Genomic DNA, 21650 nt, shown 5'->3' with positions numbered 1-21650 from the left:
CAAAATTCGGCAATAAACAACCTCATTTGTTGATATAAAGATATATTTATGTCCTTGTGCGCTTGTCTTTTACGGGCATACTTACTACACCGTCGAAGCCTGTTTTCACTGAGGGGACGTCCCGCATGCGTGCTAACTACCTGTTTACTTCCGAGTCCGTGGCCGAGGGACATCCCGATAAGGTTTGCGACCGGATTTCGGACGAGATCGTCGATCTGGTCTATCGCGAAGCAGCAAAGACGGGTGTCGATCCCTGGGGCGTGCGCATCGCCTGCGAAACGCTGGCGACCACGAACCGCGTGGTGATCGCCGGTGAGGTCCGCCTGCCGCCGAGCCTGATGAAGAAGGACAAGAACGGCAAGGACGTCATCAATCCGGCCAAGTTCAAGACGGCTGCCCGCAAGGCCATCCGCGAAATCGGCTACGAACAGGACGGCTTCCACTGGAAGACCGCGAAGATCGACGTGCTGCTGCACTCGCAGTCGGCCGATATCGCCCAGGGCGTCGATAACGCAGCCGACAAGCAGGGTGACGAAGGTGCCGGCGACCAGGGCATCATGTTCGGTTACGCCTGCCGCGAAACCGCCGATCTCATGCCGGCCCCGATCTATTACTCTCACCGTATCCTTCATTTGCTCGCGGCTGCCCGCAAGAAGGGCGAGGGCGATGCCGGCAAGCTGGGCCCGGACGCAAAGAGCCAGGTCACCGTGCGCTACGTCGACGGACAGCCGAAGGAGGTCGCGTCCATCGTCCTGTCGACTCAGCATCTCGACGAGAGCTGGGATTCCGCCAAGGTGCGCGCCGTCGTCGAGCCCTATATCCGCGAAGCGCTGCACGACATCGAGATTGCGGCCGACTGCAACTGGTACATCAACCCCACCGGTAAGTTCGTCATCGGCGGACCGGATGGCGATGCAGGCCTCACGGGCCGCAAGATCATCGTGGACACCTATGGTGGTGCCGCACCGCATGGCGGCGGTGCCTTTTCGGGCAAGGACACGACCAAGGTCGATCGTTCCGCAGCCTATGTTGCCCGCTACCTCGCCAAGAACGTCGTGGCGGCTGGCCTGGCCGATCGCTGCACGATCCAGCTGTCCTACGCCATCGGCGTTGCCCAGCCGCTTTCGATCTATGTCGATCTGCATGGCACGGGAAAGATCAGCGAAGATGAAGTCGAAGCCGCGATCCGCAAGACGATCGACCTTTCGCCCTCCGGCATCCGCCGCCATCTCGACCTGAACAAGCCGATCTACGCCAAGACATCGGCCTATGGCCATTTCGGTCGCAAGGCTGGGCGCGACGGTTCGTTCTCCTGGGAGCGTCTCGACCTCGTCAAGCCGCTGAAGGATGCGCTGAAAACCGCCTGAACCGTTTCGGTTTGCGTGAATGTGTGACAAGAGAACGGATGCCTTTACCGGCATCCGTTTTTGTTTTTGGAGACGTCAGCGCATGACAGACAAGCGCCCCTCCGGGTCCCCCACCCGGGCCACAGAGGCCTTTTTCGGCCGCCGCAAGGGAAAGCCGCTGCGGGCGAGCCAGGCAGCGCAGCTGGAACACGGCCTGCCGACGTTCCGTCTCGACCTCGATGCGCCCGCGCCGGACGATCTGAAGAGCCTCTTCCCGGATGCCGTTGAGCGCGTGCGGCTGGAGATCGGCTTTGGCGGCGGCGAGCATCTGATCCACCGCGCCGTCGAGCAGCCCTCGACCGGCTTCATCGGCGTCGAGCCCTTCGTCAACTCCATGGCAAAGCTGGTCGGACGCATCGAAGAGGTCGGCGCGCGCAACATCCGTCTGCATGACGACGATGCGACGCAGGTTCTCGACTGGCTGCCGGCAGCGAGCATCGACCAGATCGACCTGCTCTATCCCGACCCCTGGCCGAAGCGGAAGCACTGGAAGCGCCGGTTCGTCTCGCCCGTCAATCTCGACCGTTTCGCCCGCGTGCTGAAGCCCGGCGGCCTGTTCTGCTTTGCCTCCGACATCGATACCTATGTGAACTGGACGCTGCTGCACTGCCGCGGTCACGCCGCCTTCGACTGGCCTGCCCGCAACGCCAGCGACTGGCTGACGCCCTACGACACCTGGCCGAGCACGCGCTACGAGGCCAAGGCACGGCGCGAGGGGCGCAGCTCCGCCTATCTCACCTTTCGGCGCAAAGAGGCCTGAGGCTTCGGATTGTCAAGGGACGGGCTTGAGCTTCGGTTTGCGCCCGAAGGGCAAGAGGCCGAGCACCAGCGCGCAGCCGGCGATAATGACGGCGGCACCGGCGATCTGTAGGGGGGCGATCGGCTCGTCGAGCACGACGGCGCCGACGAGAACGGCAACGACCGTTACCGCGAATTCGACGCTGATCGTGCGCGTGGCGCCGATGGAGGCGACGAGGCGGAAATAGGTGACGTAGGTCAGCGCGCTCATGACGCAGGCAAGCACCAGAAGCGCACCGACATCCGACCATGAGGGCAGGCCCGGCACCGGGACCGCCAGCAGAAGCGGCAGCGTCATGATCCCGCCCGAGAGAAATGCACCGATCGTAACCTCCAGCGATCCGATGCCGCGCAGGCGGTGGCTCGCATAATTGCTGCCGAAGGCGGCGCAGAAGGCACTGAAGAGCGACGCGGCACAACCGAGAAGAAAATCGGGCGTGATGGGCACAGCGGGAAAGCCAACCAACAGCACGATCCCGATCGTGCCGGTGACGAGCCCGAGTAGCCCCTGCGCCCGCATGCGCTCCAGCTTCCAGAGATGTGCGATCACCATGGAGAAGAGCGGGATCGCGGCGACCAGAATCGCGGCCATCGCCGTTCCGATGCGCGGCGTTGCATAGGAAAGGCCGATCAGCTGCCCGGCCACCGTGGTTGCCCCGACGATGACGAAGGGGAGCCGGCGTGCGCCGAAATGAAGAGCACGGCGACGCAAGGCTGCGAAGGCGAGAAGCGTGCCGCCGGCGACAAGACTGCGCAACGTGACCGCGCCGACCCAGCCGAAGGCATCGACCACGTGCAGGAGCACGAGGAACGATAGCCCCCAGGCGAAGGCGAGGAACAGATAGGCGACGATGTCCTGCTTTTTCATGCCCTCCGGTTATCCGAAGGCAGGCAGGACGGCAAAGACTTTTGCGGGGAAGATATGAACGCCGCTATGGCCGAATTTCATGGCGGGCGGCGTCGTTCAGGCAACGGCTGCGAATCAGTGAAGCGTGACCGTCTTCAGGTCGTCTTCGGCAGCCTTGAAGAAGGTGCTGGAACGGTTGTCGGTGAGGAGAATCGGGGTGCCATCGGCGCCGAAGAGGGCCCAGAGGTCAAGACCCGGCTCCATGCTGGGAGCCTCGGGAAAGCAGCGCGAGACTTCGTCAGACCGCATTTTCCGGATGTAACCGACTTCACCTGCACCAAGATGTGCCAGGTCGGTTTTCGACAAATGGCTGCTGACGTGCTTCAATCCCATGAACTCTCTCCTCGTTGCCGCACGAACCTTTCCTCGGAAAGGTCACGCGACATAAGATTATGTTTTCATGCGAGGATTGGCGAAATTCGCAACCAGGGTCGCCAGCCTTGCAGCCGGCGAGGTCACCCTTGCCGGTGAGATCACTCTGAGACCAAAATGTTAATTTTCTTTACCATACGAGCAGGTTCCGGACGAATGAGATCGACGGAAAGCAGTCCGTTGCGCAATTCCGCCTTCAGCACCTCCATGCCCTCGGCAAGCACGAACATGCGCTGGAACTGACGTGCCGCGATCCCGCGATGGAGATAGTCGCGCTCTTCCGTGTCGGTCTGGCGGCCGCGAATGACGAGCTGGTTCTCCTCGATCGTCACGTCGAGATCGTCTTCGGCGAAGCCGGCCACGGCGAGCGTGATTCGCAGGCGCTCCGGCTCTTCCGCCATCCCGCCGCGCACACGTTCGATATTATAGGGAGGATAGCCGTCATTGCCCTTGGCGACGCGTTCGAGCGTCTTCTCCATGGCGTCGAAGCCCAGCATCAGCGGGCTCGTAAAAGGCGTCAGGCGGCTCATGTCTCGTCCTTGCAAACCTCAAGCGACCGATGCGCGAACCCGCGAGGCGGCGTCCGCGCTGAATATATGGGGTGGACCTCCAAGACGCGCAAGCCGCTTCGCACCTCTCTTCATGCGAATCACCACGGCCGTGCAACGACGCCTGACAGCGCTTAGGGAATCATTCTATGGAGGAGGTATCGACAGCAGGATAAGGATATCGCCGTGAGCGCACCCGCCAAGATCATCATCGACACCGATCCCGGACAGGACGACGCGGCCGCCATCATGCTGGCGCTCGCAAGCCCGGAAGCGCTCGACGTCGTCGGCATCACGGCCGTTGCCGGCAACGTGCCGCTGAGCCTCACCGCCCGCAACGCCCGCATCATCTGCGAGCTCTCTAGCCGTCCGGACGTCAAGGTCTATGCCGGTGCCGACAAACCGCTCTCGCGCACGCTCGTCACGGCGGAGCACGTCCACGGCTCGACCGGCCTCGACGGCACTATTCTCGCCGAGCCGACCATGCCGCTGCAGGACACGCATGCGGTGGATTTCATCATCGAGACGCTGCGCGCCGAGCCCGAGGGAACCGTGACCCTCTGCACGCTGGGCGCTCTTACCAATATCGCGCTGGCACTGCAAAAGGCGCCGGAGATCGCAGGCCAGGTCAAGGAACTGGTGATGATGGGCGGCGGCTTCTTCGAGGGCGGCAACATCACGCCGGCGGCGGAGTTCAACATCTATGTCGATCCGGAAGCGGCCGACATCGTCTTCAAGTCCGGCATGCCCATCGTCATGATGCCGCTCGACGTGACGCACAAGGTGATGACGCTGAAAGCGCGCGTCGATCGCATCCGCGCCATTGGCCGCCCGGCCGCCGTCGCCATGGCGGAAATGCTCGATTTCTTCGAGCGCTTCGACATCGAGAAATACGGCAGCGATGGCGGCCCGCTGCACGACCCGACCGTGATCGCCTACATGCTTCGCCCGGAGCTCTTTTCCGGTCGGGACTGCAACGTCGAGATCGAGACGACGTCGGAGCTGACGGTCGGCATGACCGTCGTGGACTGGTGGCAGGTCACGGGCCGCCCGCACAATGCGAAGGTCATGAAGGACGTCGATGCCGACGGTTTCTTCGATCTTCTGACGGAGCGGCTCGCGCGCCTCTGAGCAGGGTACAGTCAACGAAAAACCGCGCGACCCTTGCGGACGCGCGGTTCTGGATATCGATTCTGTAGCTAATACTCAACGCCACCAGGACCGGGGCTCGGGCTCGCTCGACGAACCAAGGATGTAGCCGACGGCAATGCCGATCGCCGTTGCGAGAACGACGACACCAGCGATACCGGTGGGGTGTTCGCGGGCGACATCCGCTACGGCACGGCTCTCGGCCTTGACCTGTGCCACAGCCTTCTTGGCGTACGGCGCTGCCGCATCATAAGCTTCTGCCGCTTTCTCGCGCGTGTCGCTGTAGGCGCGGGCGCCCTGCGAGGAAACGATCTTCGTCAGGCGCGCAACTTCGTCACGAAGGGCGCTGACATCTTCACTGGAGGAATTGAAAGACATTTCGGGTTCTCCTTGTCTACCGAACGCTAAACGCCCTCGGGCAAGGATTGGTTCCGGTCAGGCAGACGCTGCCGGAACTCAGGATCTCGCGACAGCCCTCAAAGGGCAGCATCCACCGCGCTCGCGAGCGGAATGGCGGGCTGTGCGCCGGGCTTGAGGCAGGCAAGCGAGCCTGCGACCGCGGCCCGCCGCAGGGCTGTATCGAACGGCAGTCCGGCATCGAGCCCGGCTGCGAGATAGCCGCAGAACGTATCGCCGGCGCCGACCGTATCGACAGGCTCGATCACGAGGCCGTCTGCGGCATATATTTCACCTTCATGCATGGCGATGACGCCGTCCGCACCCAGCGTGACGATGACCGTCTGGCCCGTTTCGGCACTGAGCGCACGGATTGCCGACTGGCGCTCTTCCGGCGACAGCCGGTCCCGGCCGGCGAGGCGCTCGAATTCGGTTTCGTTGGCGACCACGATATCGGCCATGCGGCCGAGCGCTGCGGCATGTTCCGTCAAAGGCGCGATGTTGATGATCGAGCGGACGCCGCGCTCGCGAGCGGCGAGAAGCGCACCTTCGACGGCCTCGGGCGGTATTTCGAGCTGCAGCACCAGCGTATCCTGCGGCGTCATCGTTTCGATGGCGGCCAGCGCATCCGCCTCGTTGACGGTGCCGTTGGCGCTGGCGACGACCACGATCACGTTTTCGCCATCGCCGCCGACCAGAATATGCGCGGTGCCGGTCGGCTCGCTTGCGGTCTTCACCAGAGACAGGTCTGTCCCCGCCTCTTTCATGAGGCCGAGGGCGGATTCGGCGAAGGCATCCCAGCCAACGGCGCCGGCCATGCGCACGGAAGCGCCGGCGCGGGTTGCTGCCAGCGCCTGGTTTGCGCCCTTGCCGCCGGCTGCCGTGGTGAAGCTGTTGCCCGTCACCGTTTCGCCCGGTTTCGGCAGGCGCGCCGTGGTGGCGATAAGGTCCATATTGATGGAACCGAAAACGGTGATCATGCAATGCCTCCCGAATGCGCCGCGTCGAGCGGCGTGTGTAAGCCGGACACTGCCCGACGCCCTCAGTCCTCGTCAACCACTCTCAGCTTCAGCGAACCGATGCGGCTGCCGGGGGCAGAGGTCTGCCCGGGCTGCGAACCGCCCTGCACAGGTGATGCGGGGTCAGCAGACGCGGCGCCTCCGCCCTCCTGCAGGTCCAGAGCCTCGATCTTCGCGCCCCGGCGTTTCAGCTTGTCGGACGAGATCAGGACGTCGTCGACGTCCTTCTGCGTGGTGGTGAAGTGCCCGTGCAGCTTGCGCACCCGCTCGTCCAGCCGCGACAGGTCCTCCATCAGCCGCACGACTTCGTCCTGGATCAGATGGGCTTGCTCGCGCATGCGATGGTCGCGCAGGATCGCCTGGATGACCTGAATGGAGAGCAGCAGCAGCGAGGGCGAGACGATGACGACGCGCGACCGGTGCGCCTTCTGGACGATGCTCTCGAAATGCTCGTGAATGTCGGCGAAGATCGACTCGGAGGGCACGAACAGGAAGGCGGTATCCTGCGTCTCGCCAGGGATCAGGTATTTCCCCGCGATGTCCTTGATATGCACCTCGATGTCGCGCCGGAAGAGGAGCGATGCCTGCCGTTTCAGCTCCGGCGTTTGTGCCGCCCGCATGGCGTTCCACGCCTCCAGCGGAAACTTCGCATCGATCGCCAATCCCGGCTGGCCGTTCGGCATGCGGATAATGCAGTCCGGCCGCGAAGCGTTGGACAGCGTCGCCTGAAACGCATAGGCACCCTGCGGCAGGCCGTCGGCGATGATCGTTTCCATGCGTCCCTGACCGAAGGCGCCGCGCGTCTGCTTGTTGGCAAGGATCTGCTGCAGCCCGGCCATGTCCTTGGCGAGCGACTGGATGTTCGTCTGGGCCGTGTCGATCACGGCCAGCCGCTCCTGCAGCGTGCGCAGGTTCTCATGCGTCTGCCGCGTCTGCTCGGTGATCGAGGCACCGATGCGCTGCGTCATGCCGTCGATCCGCTGGTTGATCGACTGGTTCAGCTCGTATTGCCGCGTGCCGAAGATGTCGGCGATGGCCGCGATCCGGCCCTGCATCTCGGTCTGCGACTGGATCAGCGCGGCCATCTGCTCCTGCGCCGTATCGGCATTGGCCGCGCCCCGGCGGCGAAAGGCAGCGAGGATGGCGAGAGCGACGAGAACCACTGCGCCGACCAGAAGCCACGCGAGAACGGACGCGGAGAGGCCCATCGCGTTGGCGGCTGCGAGCAAGATATCGGTAAGCGAGAAAGCGTTCATGGCCGGACTGTACCGAAATTTATCGCCAAGGCCAGATCAAATCGTGAACATCATCGGGGGCAGCGACAAATTCCGCGTGAAAATCAGCGCAAATTCTCCGTGTCCGAATTCCATCGCCAGAAAAGATCGGCTATCACGACGCCATGACGATCAAGCCTCTTATCATCCTGCCCGATCCCCTGCTTCGCCAGATCTCCGCGCCCGTCGAGCGTGTCGACGACGACGTGCGCCGGGTCGCCGACGACATGCTGAAAACCATGTACGACGCGCCGGGCATCGGGCTGGCGGCGATCCAGATCGGCCTTCCCCGCCGCTTGCTGGTGATCGACCTTGCCAAGGAGGGTGACGACGCGGCGCCGCAGGTCTTCATCAATCCGGAAATTCTGACATCGACGGACGAGCGCTCTGTTTACGAAGAGGGCTGCCTGTCGATTCCCGACTATTACGCCGAGGTCGAGCGCCCCGCCGGCATCACCCTGCGCTATCTCGATCGGGAGGGTCGTCAGCAGGAAATCGCGGCGGATGGGCTGCTCGCCACTTGTCTGCAGCACGAGATCGACCACTTGAACGGTGTGCTGTTTATCGACCACATCTCCAAGCTGAAGCGCGAGATGGTCGTGCGCAAATTCACCAAGGCCGCCAAGACCCGCGGTTCGAAGGCGATCTGATCGGGGCGGGCCGCCGTCAGCTGCCGGCGCGACCGTGCTATCGCCCGGCCGCGTTATCCAGAGGAGGCCATCATGTCGCTGCGCATCACTTTCATGGGAACGCCGGAGTTCTCCGTGCCGACGCTCGCCGCACTGGCGCAGGCTGGCCACAGGATCGCTGCCGTCTACACCCAGCCCCCGCGTCCCGGCGGCCGACGCGGGCTCGATCTGCAGAAATCCCCTGTGCATCAGGCCGCAGAACTGCTCGGTATCGAGGTTCGCACACCGTTGAATTTCAAGACGGACGAGGACCGCGAAGCGTTTCGCGCGCTGGATGCCGACGTGGCCGTCGTCGTGGCCTATGGCCTGCTTCTGCCCGAAGCCATTCTGTCGGGAACGCGGCTGGGCTGCTACAACGGCCATGCCTCCCTGCTGCCGCGCTGGCGTGGTGCGGCCCCCATCCAGCGGGCGATCATGGCGGGCGACCGCGAAACCGGCATGATGGTCATGAAGATGGAGAAGGGGCTCGACACCGGCCCCGTGGCCCTGACCAGCCTCGTCACCATCGGCCCCGACATGACGGCGGGCGAGCTGCACGACAGGCTCATGGTGCGCGGTGCGGCCCTGATGCGCGAGGCACTGGAGAAGCTGGAAGCGGACGATCTGCCGCTGACCCCGCAGCGCGAGGCGGGCGTCCTCTACGCCGCGAAGATCGCCAAGGGCGAAACCCACATCGATTTCGCCAAGCCGGCGCAGGAAGTCCACGATCACATTCGCGGCCTGTCGCCCTTTCCGGGCGCCTGGTTCGAGCTCGACATCGCCGGCAAGCGCGAGCGGGTCAAGGTTCTCGCCTCCACGGTCGAGACGGCCGGCGGAGAGACGGGCACGGCCCTTTTCGACGACCTGACGATTGCCTGCGGTGATGGCTCCATCCGCCTGACGCGGCTGCAGAAGGCGGGGGGCAAGGTCCTGCCCGCTGACGAGTTCCGGCGCGGTACGCCGGTTCCCGCCGGCACGAGGCTGTTCTGAATGCCGCGTTTCCGGCTTCTGGTGGAATATGACGGAACGTCCTATGTCGGCTGGCAGCGCCAGGACAATGGCCGCTCCGTACAGGGCGCCATCGAAGGCGCCATCCTGCGGCTGACGGGCGAGACCGTGGCGGTCCGCGGCGCGGGCCGCACCGATTCCGGCGTCCACGCCCGTGGGCAGGTGGCGCATACCGATCTCACGCGCGACTGGCCGGCGGAAACGCTGCGCAACGCGCTGAACGCGCATCTTGGCCAGCATGGCGAGCGGGTCGCGATCCTCGACGCCGAGAGCGTGCCGGAAACGTTCGATGCACGCTTCTCGGCCCTTCGCCGCCACTACCTCTACCGCATCATCTGCCGCCACTCGCCTTTGGCGCTCGAAGCCAAGCGGGCCTGGTGGGTGGTGAAGCCTCTGGACGCGGGGCTGATGCACGAGGCCGCGCAGACGCTGGTCGGCCGGCATGATTTCACCACGTTCCGCTCCGTCCACTGTCAGGCCAATAGCCCCGTGCGCACGCTCGACCGTCTGGATGTGACGCGGGACGGAGACGTGATCGAGATCCGGGCCACGGCCCAGAGTTTCCTCCACAATCAGATCCGCTCGCTGGCGGGAACGCTGAAGATGGTGGGCGAGGGGAAGTGGCCGGTCGAGCGGGTGCGTGCTGCCCTCGACGCCCGCGATCGCAAGGCCTGCGGCCCGGTCGCCCCGCCGGATGGGCTCTATTTCATGCAGGTTGATTACTGACCGGCTTTACGCCGGCAGCAGGCCGAAGCTGCGCTGCAGCATTTCGCCGATCATCAGCGACGGCAGGATGAACAGAGCGGAGAGCGTTGCGGCGAGCAGCGTCTGATCACCGCCCGTGATGACTTTCAGCACCCGGAAGATCGCGATGATGATGGCAATGAGAGCGATCAGCGAGAGCATGCCCGTCAGCCCTTCGCTGCCGGGAACGACCAGCCGGATGGCTGCCGGAAACGCCATGCCGTAAAAGGTCGGGATCGACAGCCAGTTGGTGACGACGATGATCGCGCTCAGTGCCGGCCCGTAGCCGAGCGGCCGGGCGAGCATGATGATCAGCAGGATCGGCAGGATCCAGGTCGCGACATCCACGATGAACAGCTTGGCGATGAAGGCGAGACCCGCCGTCGAGCCGTCGGGCATGTTGGCAAGGTAGAACATGCGCCAGGCCGACCAGCTGACGGCCATGGCCGGCAGGCACCAGAGAATGGCGGCAAAGGAGCGCCAGACGCCGGAGGCGCTCAGATCCAGCCAGTCGAAGCCTTCCGGCTTGCCCAGCACCAGCATCCAGACGCCCTTGAGGTAGATGCCGATCTCGTCAAGCTGCGGCATTGTCGAACCAGCGTTCGAGAAAGGCGAGATAGATGCCGGTCAGCGTTTCCAGATCGGCAACGGAGACGCGCTCGTCCACCATATGCATCGTCTGGCCGACGAGCCCGAATTCCACCACCGGGCAGTGATCCTTGATAAAGCGCGCATCCGAGGTGCCGCCCGTGGTCGAAAGCGCCGGCTGCCGGCCGGTCACGGCCTCGACGGCGGACGAGAGCGACGAGATGAGCTGGTTGCTGCGGGTCAGGAAGACGTGGCTCGGCCGCTCGTTCCACACGAGATCGTAGCGAACGGGATCGCGACCCGGCCGCAGCGGGCCGTCTGCCGCTGCGCGGTCGAGCCGCGCGATGATCTCCGCCCTGAGGCTGTCGGCGTCCCACGTATCGTTGAAGCGGATGTTGAAGCGAAAGGTCGCGCGTGCCGGGATCACGTTGACGGCGGGATTGCCGACGTCGAGGCTGGTGACCTCGAGGTTCGACGGCTGGAAGTTTTCCGTGCCCGTATCGAAGGGTGGATCCATGAGCGCGGTTGCAAGCTGCAGCGCACCCCGCACGGGGCTGTCCGCCAGATGCGGATAGGCGGCATGGCCCTGCACGCCGTGAACCATGACCGTACCCGACAGCGAGCCGCGACGGCCGATCTTGATCATGTCGCCAAGCCGGTCGGGATTGGTCGGCTCGCCGACGATGCAGGCGTCCCAGCGCTCGCTGCGGGCTGTCGCCCAGTCGAGCAGCTTCGTGGTCCCATTGATGGCGGGGCCTTCCTCGTCACCGGTGATGAGGAGGGAGATCGCCCCCTTCGGCGCTCCGTGCCGTTCGACGTAACGGGCGACGGCGGCAATGAAGCAGGCAATGCCGCCCTTCATGTCGACCGCACCGCGGCCATACATCAGGCCATTTTCGACGGCGGCGGAAAAAGGCGGGTGCGTCCAGGCTGCCTCGTCGCCGACAGGCACGACGTCGGTGTGGCCGGCGAACAGCAGGTGCGGACCGCCGGGATGATCGCCAGCGTGATCGCCGGGGCTGCCGAGCCGGGCATAGAGGTTCTCGATATCGGGCGTCCCCTCTTCCTGCGCGAGCACGCGGTCCACGGAGAAGCCGAGCGGGCCCAGCATGGCATCCAACACCCCGAGCGCACCGCCTTCGGCAGGCGTCACCGAGGGGCAGCGGATAAGGGCGGCAAGATTGGCCACCGGGTCGCTGGGAGAAGGCGCGGAAGAGGAATGAGCGGAGGATGCGGGATCGGCAAGGGACATGAAGGCAGCCTGTTGATTCCGCAAAGATGTATCCGATCGCTCCCCGGCTGTCACGGCAGTTCGCTGATGCAGCAACGGATTGCGAGAGAGGGTAATATAGGGTATCCCCCTATGCTATGTCGCATATGTCGAAGAACAAGACCAAACTGATCGCCCGCGTCCGCCGCCTCAGGGGGCAGTTGGAGGCGATCGAACGCGCGCTGGAAGCGGATGAGCCCTGTGGCGCCATCCTCAATCAGGTCGCCTCCGTTCGCGGTGCGGTCACCGGGCTGACGGCCGAGCTGATCGAGGATCACATCCGCAACCACGTGGCCGACCCGGATACGGATGACGATCCCGAGCGGGCGAGGGGTGCCGCAGATCTGATCGAGGTGATGAGGACCTATCTGAAATGACCGAGAGCCGCCTTTCGAGCCCGCACGAGCATGTCTTCCTTGGCCGCGACCATGCGCGCAACGAGCGTCGCACATGGATCGTCATCGTGCTGACCGCCGCCATGATGGTCGCGGAAATCGTGGCCGGCACCGCCTTCGGCTCCATGGCGCTGGTCGCGGATGGCTGGCATATGTCCACCCACGCAGCCGCGATGCTGATCACGGCCCTTGCCTATGTCTATGCCCGGCGCAATGCCCGCAACCCGCGCTTCACCTTCGGTACGGGCAAGCTTGGCGATCTCGCAGGCTTTGCCAGCGCCATCGTTCTGGCCCTCGTCGCTTTGTTCATCGCCTGGGAAAGCGCGCTGCGGCTGTGGTCGCCCGTGTCGATCGACTTTCATCAGGCGATCGCCGTCGCAGCCCTCGGCCTAGCCGTCAATCTCCTCTGCGCCTGGCTGCTCGGCGGCGATCATCATCATGGACACGGTGGTCATAGCCATGGCGATGGCGGGCACCATCATGACCACACCCATGGTCATGATCACCCCCACCACGATCATCATTCGCAAGCCCCGCACCACACGGATAACAATCTGCGCGGCGCCTATCTTCATGTGCTCGCCGATGCTCTGACCTCGGTCCTGGCCATTGCCGCGCTGGTTCTTGGCAGCCTTTACGGCTGGCTCTGGCTCGATCCTGCCATCGGTATCGTCGGTGCGCTCGTCATCGCCCGCTGGTCGTTCGGCCTCCTGCGCGACAGTGGCGCGGTTCTGCTCGATTACGGTCCCGCAGGCGAAGATCTGCCGGACGAAATCCGCCACGCCGTCGAGGATGGCGATGTCAGGATCACCGACCTGCACGTCTGGCAGCTCGGTCCCGGCCATCACGGCGCCATCGTCGCGCTGAAGGCAGCGAGCCCGAAGCCTCCGGCCTTCTACCGCGCGAAACTCGCGCATATCACGGAGCTTTCGCATGTGACGATCGAGGTCGAAGCGGCGTGAGCGTATGGAGGATGACGCTGGACCTGCGCGTATCCTCCGCTAGCTAGTAGGTCAGAACGCGCCGAAAACGATCCATATCGACAGGATGGGAACAGACCATGCGCTACAATCAGCTTGGCAATACCGGCCTCTTCGTCTCCGAACTCTGCTTGGGAACGATGACCTTCGGCTCGCCGGACGATCCGCGATGGGGGCCGATCGCGGATGTGGACCAGGACGCCGCCGACCGGATCGTCGAGCGGTCGCTTGCTGCCGGCATCAATTTCATCGACACCGCCGATGTTTATTCCTTCGGCCAGTCGGAACGGCTGCTGGGGCAGGCGCTGAAGAACAACGCGGTTGCGCGCAAGGACGTGATCATCGCCACCAAGGTCTATGGCGTGATGAGCGACAAGCCCAACGACCGCGGCGCCTCCCGTGGCCATATCATGGACTCGGTCGAGGAAAGCCTCGAGCGCCTGCAGACCGACCATATCGACCTCTACCAGATCCACGCCACCGATCCTGTGACGCCGGTCGACGAGACCCTGCGCGCGCTGGACGACCTCGTCTCCCGCGGGCTCGTGCGCTACATCGGCGTCTCCAACTGGCAGGCTTGGCGGATCGCGAAGGCGCTGGGTATTTCCGAACGCAAGGGCTACGCCCGCTTCGATAGTCTTCAGGCCTATTATTCGATTGCCGGGCGCGATCTGGAGCGGGAGCTTGCTCCCTTGTTGCTGGAGGAAAAGCTCGGCCTTATGGTCTGGTCGCCGCTGGCCGGCGGGCTCCTGTCCGGCAAGTATGGCCCGGGCGCACCTGGAAACGGCGAGGGCCGCCGCGCCACCTTCGACTTTCCGCCCGTCGACAAGGACCGGGCCTGGGCCTGCGTCGCCGCCATGCGCGAGGTCGGTGAAAAGCATGGTGTCAGCGTCGCCGAGATCGCGCTCGCCTATATTCTCGCCAAGCCTTTCGTCAGCACCGTCATCATCGGCGCCAAGCGGCTGGAACAGCTGGAGCAAAACCTGAAGGCCACCGAGGTTCGGCTGGATGCCGAGGATCTCGACCGGCTCGACACCGTCAGCGCGCTTGCCCCGGAATATCCCGGCTGGATGGTGGAGCGGCAGGCCGCCAACCGGCGCCCCGAGCCTTTCAAACGTTAGATATCGCTACATCAACGGAGCGTCATCAGGGCAGATGCTCCGTTGCGCCCATTGCTTGTGGGTGTGCGAAAGGTTACCCTCGCAACCACGTCTGATGTTCTGTTCCGAGAGTATACCGTTGCCCGATCTGGCCGCCGAATCCGTCGATATCGTCTCCAGGATCGATGCCGTACCGAAAGTTCTGGATGTCGTCTGCCGCGTCACCGGCATGGGCTTTGCTGCCGTGGCCCGCGTCACGGAAAGCCGGTGGATCGCCTGCGGCGTTCTCGACAAGATCGACTTCGGCCTCGCCCCCGGCAATGAATTGGCTATCGAGACGACCATCTGCAACGAGATCCGCGATCATCGCGAGGTCGTCATCATCGAGCATGTGGCCGAAGACCCGGAATTCGCCTGTCATCACACGCCAGCGCAATACGGCTTCCAGAGCTACATCTCCGCCCCCATCCTTCTCTCGGACGGCTCCTTCTTCGGCACGCTCTGCGCCATCGATCCCGCACCCAACAAGCTCAACACGCCTGAGATCGTCGATATGTTCCGGCTGTTCGCCGAACTGATCGCCTTCCACGTCGATGCCCGTCGCAAGATGGAGCAGGACCGGCATGCGAACGAACTGCGCGAACAATTCATCGCCGTTCTCGGCCACGACCTGCGCAATCCCCTGGCCTCGATCGACGCGGGCACGCGCATGCTGGCGCGCACTGACCTCAGCGACAAGTCGAAGACCGTGGTGGAGCTCATGCGTGCCAGCGTCGTGCGGATGTCGGGTCTCATCGACAATGTCCTGGACTTCGCGCGCGGGCGTCTGGGCGGCGGGCTGGCGGTGGAGCAGGCCGAGCGCGTGCCGCTGCGGCCCGTGCTGGAGCATGTGGTTGCCGAGCTGAGCATTGCCAATCCCGGCCGGTCGATCGAGACCGATTTCAGTGATTGCCTCGTGCGCTGCGACGAAGGCCGGATGGGCCAGCTCGTCTCCAACCTCGTGGCAAATGCCCTGACGCATGGCAACGCCGATAGCCCGATCCGTGTGAGGACGGCTGAGGTCGGACGCGAGTTCATTGTCAGCGTCACCAATTCAGGCAAGCAGATCCCGCAGGCCGTCCGGCGCGACCTGTTCAAGCCCTTCGTGCGTGCCACGGTCGAGCATGGCCGCGAGGGATTGGGCCTCGGGCTCTATATCGCCTCGGAGATCGTCAAGGCGCATGGCGGCACGATCGACGTCACGTCGAACGAAGCGGAAACCTGCTTTACCTGCCGGATCCCGCTTCGCTGAAGCGCTTTATGCAAGGCGACCTCAGTCGCGCAGCAGCTCGTTGATCCCCGTCTTCGAGCGGGTCTTCTCATCCACACGCTTGACGATGACGGCGCAATAGAGCGCAGGTGCCGGCTGGCCGTTGCCCATCACCTTGTCGGATGCCAGCGCACCGGCAACGACGACGGAGTAGGGCGGCACTTCGCCATAGGTGATCTCGCCGGTGGCGCGGTCCACGATGCGGGTGGACTTGCCGATGAAGACGCCCATGCCGAGGACGGAGCCTTCCCGGATGATGCAGCCTTCCACGACTTCCGAACGCGCACCGATGAAGCAGTTGTCCTCGATGATGGTCGGGCCGGCCTGCATCGGCTCCAGAACGCCGCCGATGCCGACGCCACCCGACAGGTGCACATGGGCGCCGATCTGGGCGCAGGAGCCGACGGTGGCCCAGGTATCGACCATCGTGCCCTCGCCGACATAGGCGCCAAGGTTGACGAAGGACGGCATCAGGATGGCGTTCGGCGCGATATAGGCCGAGCGGCGTACGACGCAGTTCGGCACGGCGCGAAAGCCGGCGTTCTCGAATTCGTTCGCGCTCCAGCCGTCGAACTTGGAGGGCACCTTATCCCACCAGGTCGAGCCGCCCGGGCCGCCCTTGACGATTTCCATCGGGTTGAGGCGGAAGGAGAGGAGAACCGCCTTCTTGAGCCACTGGTTGACCGTCCAGTTTCCGTCCGATGCGCGTTCTGCAACCCGCACTTTGCCGCTGTCCAGCAGGTTCAGCGCCGTTTCCACGGCGTCGCGCACCTCGCCTTTCGTGCCGGTCGTCACCGTATCGCGGTTGTCGAAGGTGGTCTCGATCGTGGAAGCGAGAAAGGCAAGATCGTGGGAGGTCATCGCAAATCCTAAAAATCCGGGCTGATTTCCAACGCTGTAGAGCATGATGCCCGAGATTTGAAGCGTTTTTCGGTTGCGGCGCACCGGGAGGCACGGTCTATGTCACGGGAACGTAAGTGATGAGATTCGCCGGCCTTTGCTGCGGCCTGCGTTGGAGACGAGAGCCCCCATGACACGGATGAAGAAGCGGAATTTGCGGCGTAAGGACGGGGTCTGGGATCCCCTTGCAGACAGCGCGCAGGCACGGACCCGCGCGGCTAGCGTCGAAAAGACCCCGCAATCGCTCTCGCCATCCTATCGTCTGGCCTATGCCGACGAGGACTTTCTCTGCCGCGAGGAACTGCGGCCGATCCGCCTGCAGCTCGAACTGCTGAAGACCGAGATGGCGCTGGCCGAGCGCGGCATCACCTCCACCGTCGTCATGTTCGGCGGCGCCCGCATTCCCGAGCCCGGCAAGGATGCCTGGGCGGCCAAGAACGAGACGCAGCGCGAGAACCTGACGGCAGCCTCCGTCTATTACGACGAGGCCCGCAAGTTCGCGCGGCTCTGCGCGGAGCATTCGGCGCAATCCGGCTACAAGGAGTTCGTCGTCGTCACGGGCGGCGGGCCGGGCGTCATGGAGGCGGGCAATCGCGGCGCGGCCGATGTCGGAGCGCCGTCGATCGGGCTGAACATCGTTCTGCCGCACGAGCAGGCGCCCAATCCCTACGTCACGCCGGACCTCAGCTTCAACTTCCACTATTTCGCGATCCGCAAGATGCACTTCCTCGTGCGCGCCAAGGCCGTCACGGTCTTCCCCGGCGGCTTCGGCACGCTGGACGAGCTCTTCGAGACGATCACGCTGATGCAGACGGGGCGCATGGCGCTGGTGCCGCTCATCCTGTTCGGTGAAAAATTCTGGCGCTCCATCGTCGATTTCGACGCGCTCGCCGCCTTCGGCACCATCGCGCCGGGGGATGTCGATCTGATCCAGTTCGTGGATACCGCCGACGAGGCCTGGGACATCATCGCCCGCTTCTACGGCAGCGTCGATCCCGACTCCCTGCCGCTCGCGTCGGGCGAGAGATAGGACGTCCTTTCGCGCGAAAGCGGCAAGGCAACAAGTTGGTCCGGCCTGCGTTCTCCTGGGTCACGAAGAGGAGACTGAAGCCATGACCAACAAGACCCTTGCCGATCTCGCCGAAAAGATGCGCGAGATCGACATCTGCATGCTCTCGACGCACACCGATGGCGGCGCGATCGCCGGCCGGCCGATGAGCAACAACCGCAACGTCGATTACGACGGCAGCTCCTACTATTTTACGCTCGACGATACCCGCATGGTGGACGACATTAAGGCCGACTCCAAGGTCGCTCTCGCCTTCCAGGGGACCAAGGCCTTTCTGGTGGCCGTGGAAGGCAAGGCCGACCTCATCCGTGACAGGCAAGCTTTCAGGGAACACTGGTCTGCCGATATCGACAAGTGGTTTGCCGACGGCATCGACACCGAAGGTTTGGTGATGATCAAGGTCGTTGCCGAGCGCGCGCACTATTGGGATGGCGAGGACGAAGGCGAAGTCACGCTGAAAGCGTGAAGATCAGGGTCCGGTCGAAACGAAAAATGCCCCGGAGACGGGGCATTTCCATGTGAAGTGCAGGCTTCGTTTCCGGGATCAGATCTTCCGGGTCAGATCGGCCGCATCGATGAAGCCGTCACCGTTCGCGTCCCGCTTTTGGAAGCGCTCGCCAGCTGCTGCCGTCACCTCGGCCAGCGAGAGCGAGCCGTTCTTGTCGGTATCGGCCTGCTTGAACATGCGCGGGCCCATCGCGGGGATCATGGCCGGGCGCAGTTCCTGCAGCTTGGCGCGAGCTTCCTGGCGCTCCGGGCCCTTGTCCGCCTTGCGCATCTCGGCACGCGCCGCCTTGAAGGCCTCGCGCTTGGCCTTCACCTCGTCGGGTGTGACCTGCCCGTTCTTGTCGGTATCGAACGCGGCAAAGGCGCGCGATGCCGCGGCATCGGCTTCGGCGCGCGAAACCTTGCCATCCTTGTCCGTATCCAGCTGCTTGATCATCCACTCGGCGCGCTGCTCGCGCGTCGGGCCATTGTGCTTTGCGGCGAATGACGGTGTTGCCAGGGCCGAGGCAGCGATGGCGACGGCGGAAAGTCCGAGGATGAGGGTTTTCTTGGTCATGAGTCGTCCTTGTCGAGAAGCATGCGCCATCGTCCCGAAAGGCAGGATGTGGCCGCGTGCTGTGCTTGGGGGATGCGGTGCCGCTTTATCGCAGGGCTGACCGCAGCATGTTCGTCCCTGAGCACGAAGATAGAGGAGACGCCGCCAGGCACCAGTTAAACTTCGGTAATGAAGGCCGGGCGTTGGCTCAAGCGGAGCGCACGAGCCGCCGCAGGAAACCGGCAAGGTCTTCCGTCACGAAGTCGATATCCGCGTTCCCGTCTTCGCTCTGTTCCCAGGCTTCCGCGAATTCGTACTCGAAATTCTGAGGCACCAGAAGAACCGTCTTCATGCCGAGCGCCTTGGGAACCGTCAGGTTGCGCGGCAGGTCCTCGAACATGGCGGCATTGCGGGTATCGACGCGGTTGAGGCTCGCGAACTTGTCATAGGTCGCGCCCGCCGGCTTCGGCACGTAGTCGGCCGCGACGATGTCGAAGATATCATCGAAATGATCGAGAATGCCGAGCGCCCGCGCCGCCATCTGCGCATGCACCACCGTGCCGTTGGTAAAGATGAACTTGCGCCCCGGCAGCGCCTTGATCGCGTCCCCCAGCGCCGGATCGGGCGGGATGACATTGTAGTCGATCGCATGCGCCTTCTGCAGAAAATCGTTCGGGTCGATACCGTGATGGACCATCAGGCCCTTCAGCGTCGTGCCATGGTCGCGGTAATACTGCTTCTGCAGCAGCTTCGCATCGGCCGGCTCCATCAGCAGCAGGTCGGCCACGAAGGCCGTCATGTTGCGGTCGATCTGCGAGAACAGGTTGACGCGATGCGGGTAGAGCGTGTTGTCCATGTCGAACACCCATTCGGTGACATGGGCGAAATCGTCGATGGTCGGCAGTCGGTCGATCGAGGTCATGAGGGCCTGTTCCAAGAATGCGAAGTCGGGCGCCAGAAAGAGCGGCAGAGAAGAATGATACGCAAGCTGACAAACTATAAGTGTGCTGCGATAAGGAAACAGCCATGAGAACGATTTTCGTCGTCACGCACCCGGAATCCGCCCACCACGTCGAGAAGCGCGTCGGCGGATGGTTCGATACGGGTCTGACGAAACGAGGTCAGGCGCAGGCGGGCGCCATCGCGCAGGCGCTCTTTGCACGTATCGGCAACCGGCCGGTCGAGATCGTCAGCTCCGATCTGCTGCGCGCGTCCGAAACGGCCGATACGATCGCCGATCTGTTCCGAACCGGCATCACCGTAAACCGCGACCTGCGGGAAATCAGCTACGGCGCCGCCGAAGGGCGGCCGCAGGAATGGCTCGACCTGCGGCACGAATCCACTCCGGAAGACGACCGGCTCGACTATCGCAACAGTCTGACCGGTGGCGAGACCCGGCGGGAACTGGCGACCCGAATTTATGGGGCGATGGATGCGATCATGGCCCGCCCCTGCGACTGCCAGATCGTCGTGACCCATGGCTTCGCCCTGACCTTCGTCGTGGCGAAGTGGATCGGCATGCCGATCCATGCGGCCGGCTGGGTCGCCTTCAAGGTGGCGTCGGGCAGCATCACCCATCTCGAGCAGGACGATCTGTGGCAGAGCCGGGCGGTCGTTTCGCTCGGCGATGTCGCTCACCTCGAGACAGGTGCGGACTGATTTCTTACGGAACGATCAGCGTTCCCGCGCCGTGTTCGGTGAAGATCTCAAGCAGCACCGAATGGGCCGTCTTGCCGTTGAGGATGACAACGCCCTGAACGCCGGCCTTGATGGCCTCGATGCAGGTTTCGACCTTGGGAATCATGCCGCCGGAAATCGTGCCGTCGGCGATCAGCGCCAGCGCTTCGGCGACGGAGAGTTCCTTGATGAGTTCCTTGTTCTTGTCGAGCACGCCGGGAACGTCGGTCAGGAACAGGAGGCGCGTGGCGTTGAGCGCGCCGGCAATGGCGCCTGCGAACGTATCGGCATTGATGTTGTAGGTCGCGCCGTCGCGGCCGGGGGCGACCGGGGCGATGACGGGGATCATTTCCGACTTCGCCAGGAGATCGAGAAGTGTACGATCCACCTCGATCACCTCACCGACGAAGCCGAGATCGAGCACGCGCTCGATATTGCTGTCGGGATCGATAACGGTTTTGCGGGCCTTTTCGGCAAAGACCATGTTGCCGTCCTTGCCGCAGAGGCCGATCGCCCATTCCCCGGTCTGGTTGATGAGCGCCACGATCTCCTTGTTGATCGAGCCGGCCAGAACCATTTCGACGATCTCGACCGTCTTCTGGTCCGTGACGCGCAGCCCGCCTTCGAACTTCGATTCGATGCCCATCTTGGTCAGCATGGCGCCGATCTGCGGGCCGCCGCCATGCACGACGATCGGGTTGACGCCGGACTGCTTGAGCAGCGCGATATCGGCGGCGAACGCCTTGCCGAGCTCCGGGTCGCCCATGGCATGCCCGCCATATTTCACGACGATCGTCTTGTTCTCGTAACGCTGCATATAGGGCAGGGCCTGTGCGAGAAGACGGGCCTGGATTTCGCTTTCGGATGGGGACATGTCGGAAACCTTCGGGATCGATGCGGATGCTGTTTAGCGCAAGTTTTTTCTCGGGGGAATGATCGGAAGGTAATATAACGGCATGATGACAGCCGGAAATGGCAGCGCTTCGCGCCGCCTTCGGCCGAACATGAGGCCTGCGGCGTAAAAGCCGTGG

25 protein-coding genes are annotated in these 21650 nt (G+C 63.8%); 13 read left to right on the top strand and 12 right to left on the bottom strand.

What is annotated here, in order from left to right; all coding sequences use genetic code 11:
* Positions 1–125: 125 nt before the first annotated feature.
* Together metK and trmB are read left to right on the top strand one after the other, a co-directional pair.
* The gene (metK, locus tag C8J33_RS10450; protein WP_110727242.1) at positions 126–1367 is read left to right on the top strand and encodes a methionine adenosyltransferase; all 1242 of its coding nucleotides are present in this window, start codon (positions 126–128) and stop codon (positions 1365–1367) included.
* Positions 1368–1449: 82 nt separating this feature from the next.
* Positions 1450–2166, top strand: coding sequence for a tRNA (guanine(46)-N(7))-methyltransferase TrmB (gene trmB, locus C8J33_RS10445; RefSeq protein ID WP_132664070.1), 717 nt, complete (start codon positions 1450–1452; stop codon positions 2164–2166).
* Between the two features lie 12 nt (positions 2167–2178).
* Here trmB and C8J33_RS10440 read toward each other — a convergent pair whose 3' ends face one another.
* The 3 genes from C8J33_RS10440 to C8J33_RS10430 form a co-directional block, all read right to left on the bottom strand.
* Positions 2179–3072, bottom strand: coding sequence for a DMT family transporter (locus tag C8J33_RS10440; RefSeq protein ID WP_132664068.1), 894 nt, complete (start codon positions 3070–3072; stop codon positions 2179–2181).
* A 114-nt stretch (positions 3073–3186) separates the two neighbouring features.
* Positions 3187–3444, bottom strand: coding sequence for a DUF1150 family protein (locus tag C8J33_RS10435; RefSeq protein ID WP_062595250.1), 258 nt, complete (start codon positions 3442–3444; stop codon positions 3187–3189).
* 140 nt (positions 3445–3584) lie between these two features.
* On the bottom strand, positions 3585–4013 hold the full coding sequence (locus C8J33_RS10430; protein WP_110800256.1) for an Hsp20 family protein: 429 nt from the start codon (positions 4011–4013) through the stop codon (positions 3585–3587).
* Positions 4014–4217: 204 nt separating this feature from the next.
* On the opposite strand from C8J33_RS10430, the gene C8J33_RS10425 reads away from it, so the two are divergent.
* A complete protein-coding gene (locus C8J33_RS10425) occupies positions 4218–5162 on the top strand; it encodes a nucleoside hydrolase (RefSeq protein ID WP_132664067.1) in 945 nt (314 codons plus the stop codon).
* Positions 5163–5237: 75 nt separating this feature from the next.
* Here the strand turns inward: C8J33_RS10425 and C8J33_RS10420 are convergent, their stop codons facing one another.
* From C8J33_RS10420 to C8J33_RS10410, 3 genes are all read right to left on the bottom strand, one after another.
* On the bottom strand, positions 5238–5558 hold the full coding sequence (locus C8J33_RS10420; protein WP_132664065.1) for a hypothetical protein: 321 nt from the start codon (positions 5556–5558) through the stop codon (positions 5238–5240).
* Between the two features lie 98 nt (positions 5559–5656).
* A complete protein-coding gene (locus tag C8J33_RS10415; RefSeq protein ID WP_132664063.1) occupies positions 5657–6556 on the bottom strand; it encodes a ribokinase in 900 nt (299 codons plus the stop codon).
* A 62-nt stretch (positions 6557–6618) separates the two neighbouring features.
* Positions 6619–7803: a DNA recombination protein RmuC gene (locus C8J33_RS10410; protein WP_132664526.1), complete on the bottom strand. Its 1185-nt coding sequence runs from the start codon at positions 7801–7803 to the stop codon at positions 6619–6621.
* Between the two features lie 191 nt (positions 7804–7994).
* On the opposite strand from C8J33_RS10410, the gene def reads away from it, so the two are divergent.
* The 3 genes from def (at position 7995) to truA (ending at position 10271) form a co-directional block, all read left to right on the top strand.
* Positions 7995–8519: a peptide deformylase gene (gene def / locus C8J33_RS10405; RefSeq protein WP_132664061.1), complete on the top strand. Its 525-nt coding sequence runs from the start codon at positions 7995–7997 to the stop codon at positions 8517–8519.
* A gap of 72 nt (positions 8520–8591) precedes the next feature.
* Positions 8592–9527 carry a methionyl-tRNA formyltransferase gene (gene fmt, locus C8J33_RS10400; RefSeq protein WP_132664059.1) on the top strand — a complete coding sequence of 312 codons (936 nt, stop codon included), beginning with the start codon at positions 8592–8594 and terminating at the stop codon, positions 9525–9527.
* Complete coding sequence (gene truA, locus C8J33_RS10395) at positions 9528–10271, top strand: tRNA pseudouridine(38-40) synthase TruA (protein ID WP_110800251.1); 744 nt, start codon at positions 9528–9530, stop codon at positions 10269–10271.
* 6 nt (positions 10272–10277) lie between these two features.
* Here truA and C8J33_RS10390 read toward each other — a convergent pair whose 3' ends face one another.
* Entirely contained in the window at positions 10278–10877 is a 600-nt protein-coding gene (locus C8J33_RS10390; RefSeq protein WP_132664057.1) for a hypothetical protein, read from the bottom strand.
* On the bottom strand, positions 10864–12129 hold the full coding sequence (dapE, locus tag C8J33_RS10385; protein WP_132664055.1) for a succinyl-diaminopimelate desuccinylase: 1266 nt from the start codon (positions 12127–12129) through the stop codon (positions 10864–10866). The genes C8J33_RS10390 and dapE overlap by 14 nt, the downstream gene beginning before the upstream one ends.
* Positions 12130–12245: 116 nt before the next feature.
* Here dapE and C8J33_RS10380 point away from each other — a divergent pair, with 116 nt between their 5' ends.
* From C8J33_RS10380 to C8J33_RS10365, 4 genes are all read left to right on the top strand, one after another.
* Positions 12246–12524 (top strand): metal/formaldehyde-sensitive transcriptional repressor, encoded by a 279-nt coding sequence (locus tag C8J33_RS10380; protein WP_132446005.1) that lies wholly within the window; start codon positions 12246–12248, stop codon positions 12522–12524.
* On the top strand, positions 12521–13504 hold the full coding sequence (gene dmeF / locus C8J33_RS10375; RefSeq protein WP_132664053.1) for a CDF family Co(II)/Ni(II) efflux transporter DmeF: 984 nt from the start codon (positions 12521–12523) through the stop codon (positions 13502–13504). The genes C8J33_RS10380 and dmeF overlap by 4 nt, the downstream gene beginning before the upstream one ends.
* A 98-nt stretch (positions 13505–13602) precedes the next feature.
* Positions 13603–14643, top strand: a complete 1041-nt coding sequence (locus C8J33_RS10370; protein WP_132664051.1) for an aldo/keto reductase — start codon at positions 13603–13605, stop codon at positions 14641–14643.
* Between the two features lie 118 nt (positions 14644–14761).
* Positions 14762–15913, top strand: coding sequence for a GAF domain-containing sensor histidine kinase (locus tag C8J33_RS10365; protein WP_245507102.1), 1152 nt, complete (start codon positions 14762–14764; stop codon positions 15911–15913).
* 21 nt (positions 15914–15934) lie between these two features.
* Here C8J33_RS10365 and dapD read toward each other — a convergent pair whose 3' ends face one another.
* Complete coding sequence (gene dapD, locus C8J33_RS10360; protein ID WP_132664047.1) at positions 15935–16792, bottom strand: 2,3,4,5-tetrahydropyridine-2,6-dicarboxylate N-succinyltransferase; 858 nt, start codon at positions 16790–16792, stop codon at positions 15935–15937.
* A 169-nt stretch (positions 16793–16961) separates the two neighbouring features.
* On the opposite strand from dapD, the gene C8J33_RS10355 reads away from it, so the two are divergent.
* Positions 16962–17861 carry an LOG family protein gene (locus tag C8J33_RS10355; protein ID WP_110800243.1) on the top strand — a complete coding sequence of 300 codons (900 nt, stop codon included), beginning with the start codon at positions 16962–16964 and terminating at the stop codon, positions 17859–17861.
* An 82-nt stretch (positions 17862–17943) separates the two neighbouring features.
* Positions 17944–18366: a pyridoxamine 5'-phosphate oxidase family protein gene (locus C8J33_RS10350; RefSeq protein WP_132664045.1), complete on the top strand. Its 423-nt coding sequence runs from the start codon at positions 17944–17946 to the stop codon at positions 18364–18366.
* A 78-nt stretch (positions 18367–18444) separates the two neighbouring features.
* Here the strand turns inward: C8J33_RS10350 and C8J33_RS10345 are convergent, their stop codons facing one another.
* Positions 18445–18963, bottom strand: a complete 519-nt coding sequence (locus C8J33_RS10345) for an EF-hand domain-containing protein (protein WP_165929772.1) — start codon at positions 18961–18963, stop codon at positions 18445–18447.
* Positions 18964–19150: 187 nt separating this feature from the next.
* On the bottom strand, positions 19151–19864 hold the full coding sequence (locus C8J33_RS10340) for a pyrimidine 5'-nucleotidase (RefSeq protein ID WP_132664041.1): 714 nt from the start codon (positions 19862–19864) through the stop codon (positions 19151–19153).
* Positions 19865–19968: 104 nt separating this feature from the next.
* Here C8J33_RS10340 and C8J33_RS10335 point away from each other — a divergent pair, with 104 nt between their 5' ends.
* Positions 19969–20601, top strand: coding sequence for a histidine phosphatase family protein (locus C8J33_RS10335; RefSeq protein ID WP_132664039.1), 633 nt, complete (start codon positions 19969–19971; stop codon positions 20599–20601).
* 4 nt (positions 20602–20605) lie between these two features.
* Here C8J33_RS10335 and argB read toward each other — a convergent pair whose 3' ends face one another.
* The gene (gene argB / locus C8J33_RS10330) at positions 20606–21493 is read right to left on the bottom strand and encodes an acetylglutamate kinase (protein WP_110800238.1); all 888 of its coding nucleotides are present in this window, start codon (positions 21491–21493) and stop codon (positions 20606–20608) included.
* Positions 21494–21650: the final 157 nt, after the last annotated feature.

The sequence above is a fragment of the Rhizobium sp. PP-CC-3G-465 genome (assembly GCF_004343445.1).
Lineage (GTDB): Bacteria > Pseudomonadota > Alphaproteobacteria > Rhizobiales > Rhizobiaceae > Ferranicluibacter > Ferranicluibacter rubi.
Note: the sequence above shows the minus strand (reverse complement) of the source record. Positions and strands in the feature narration are given on the sequence as shown.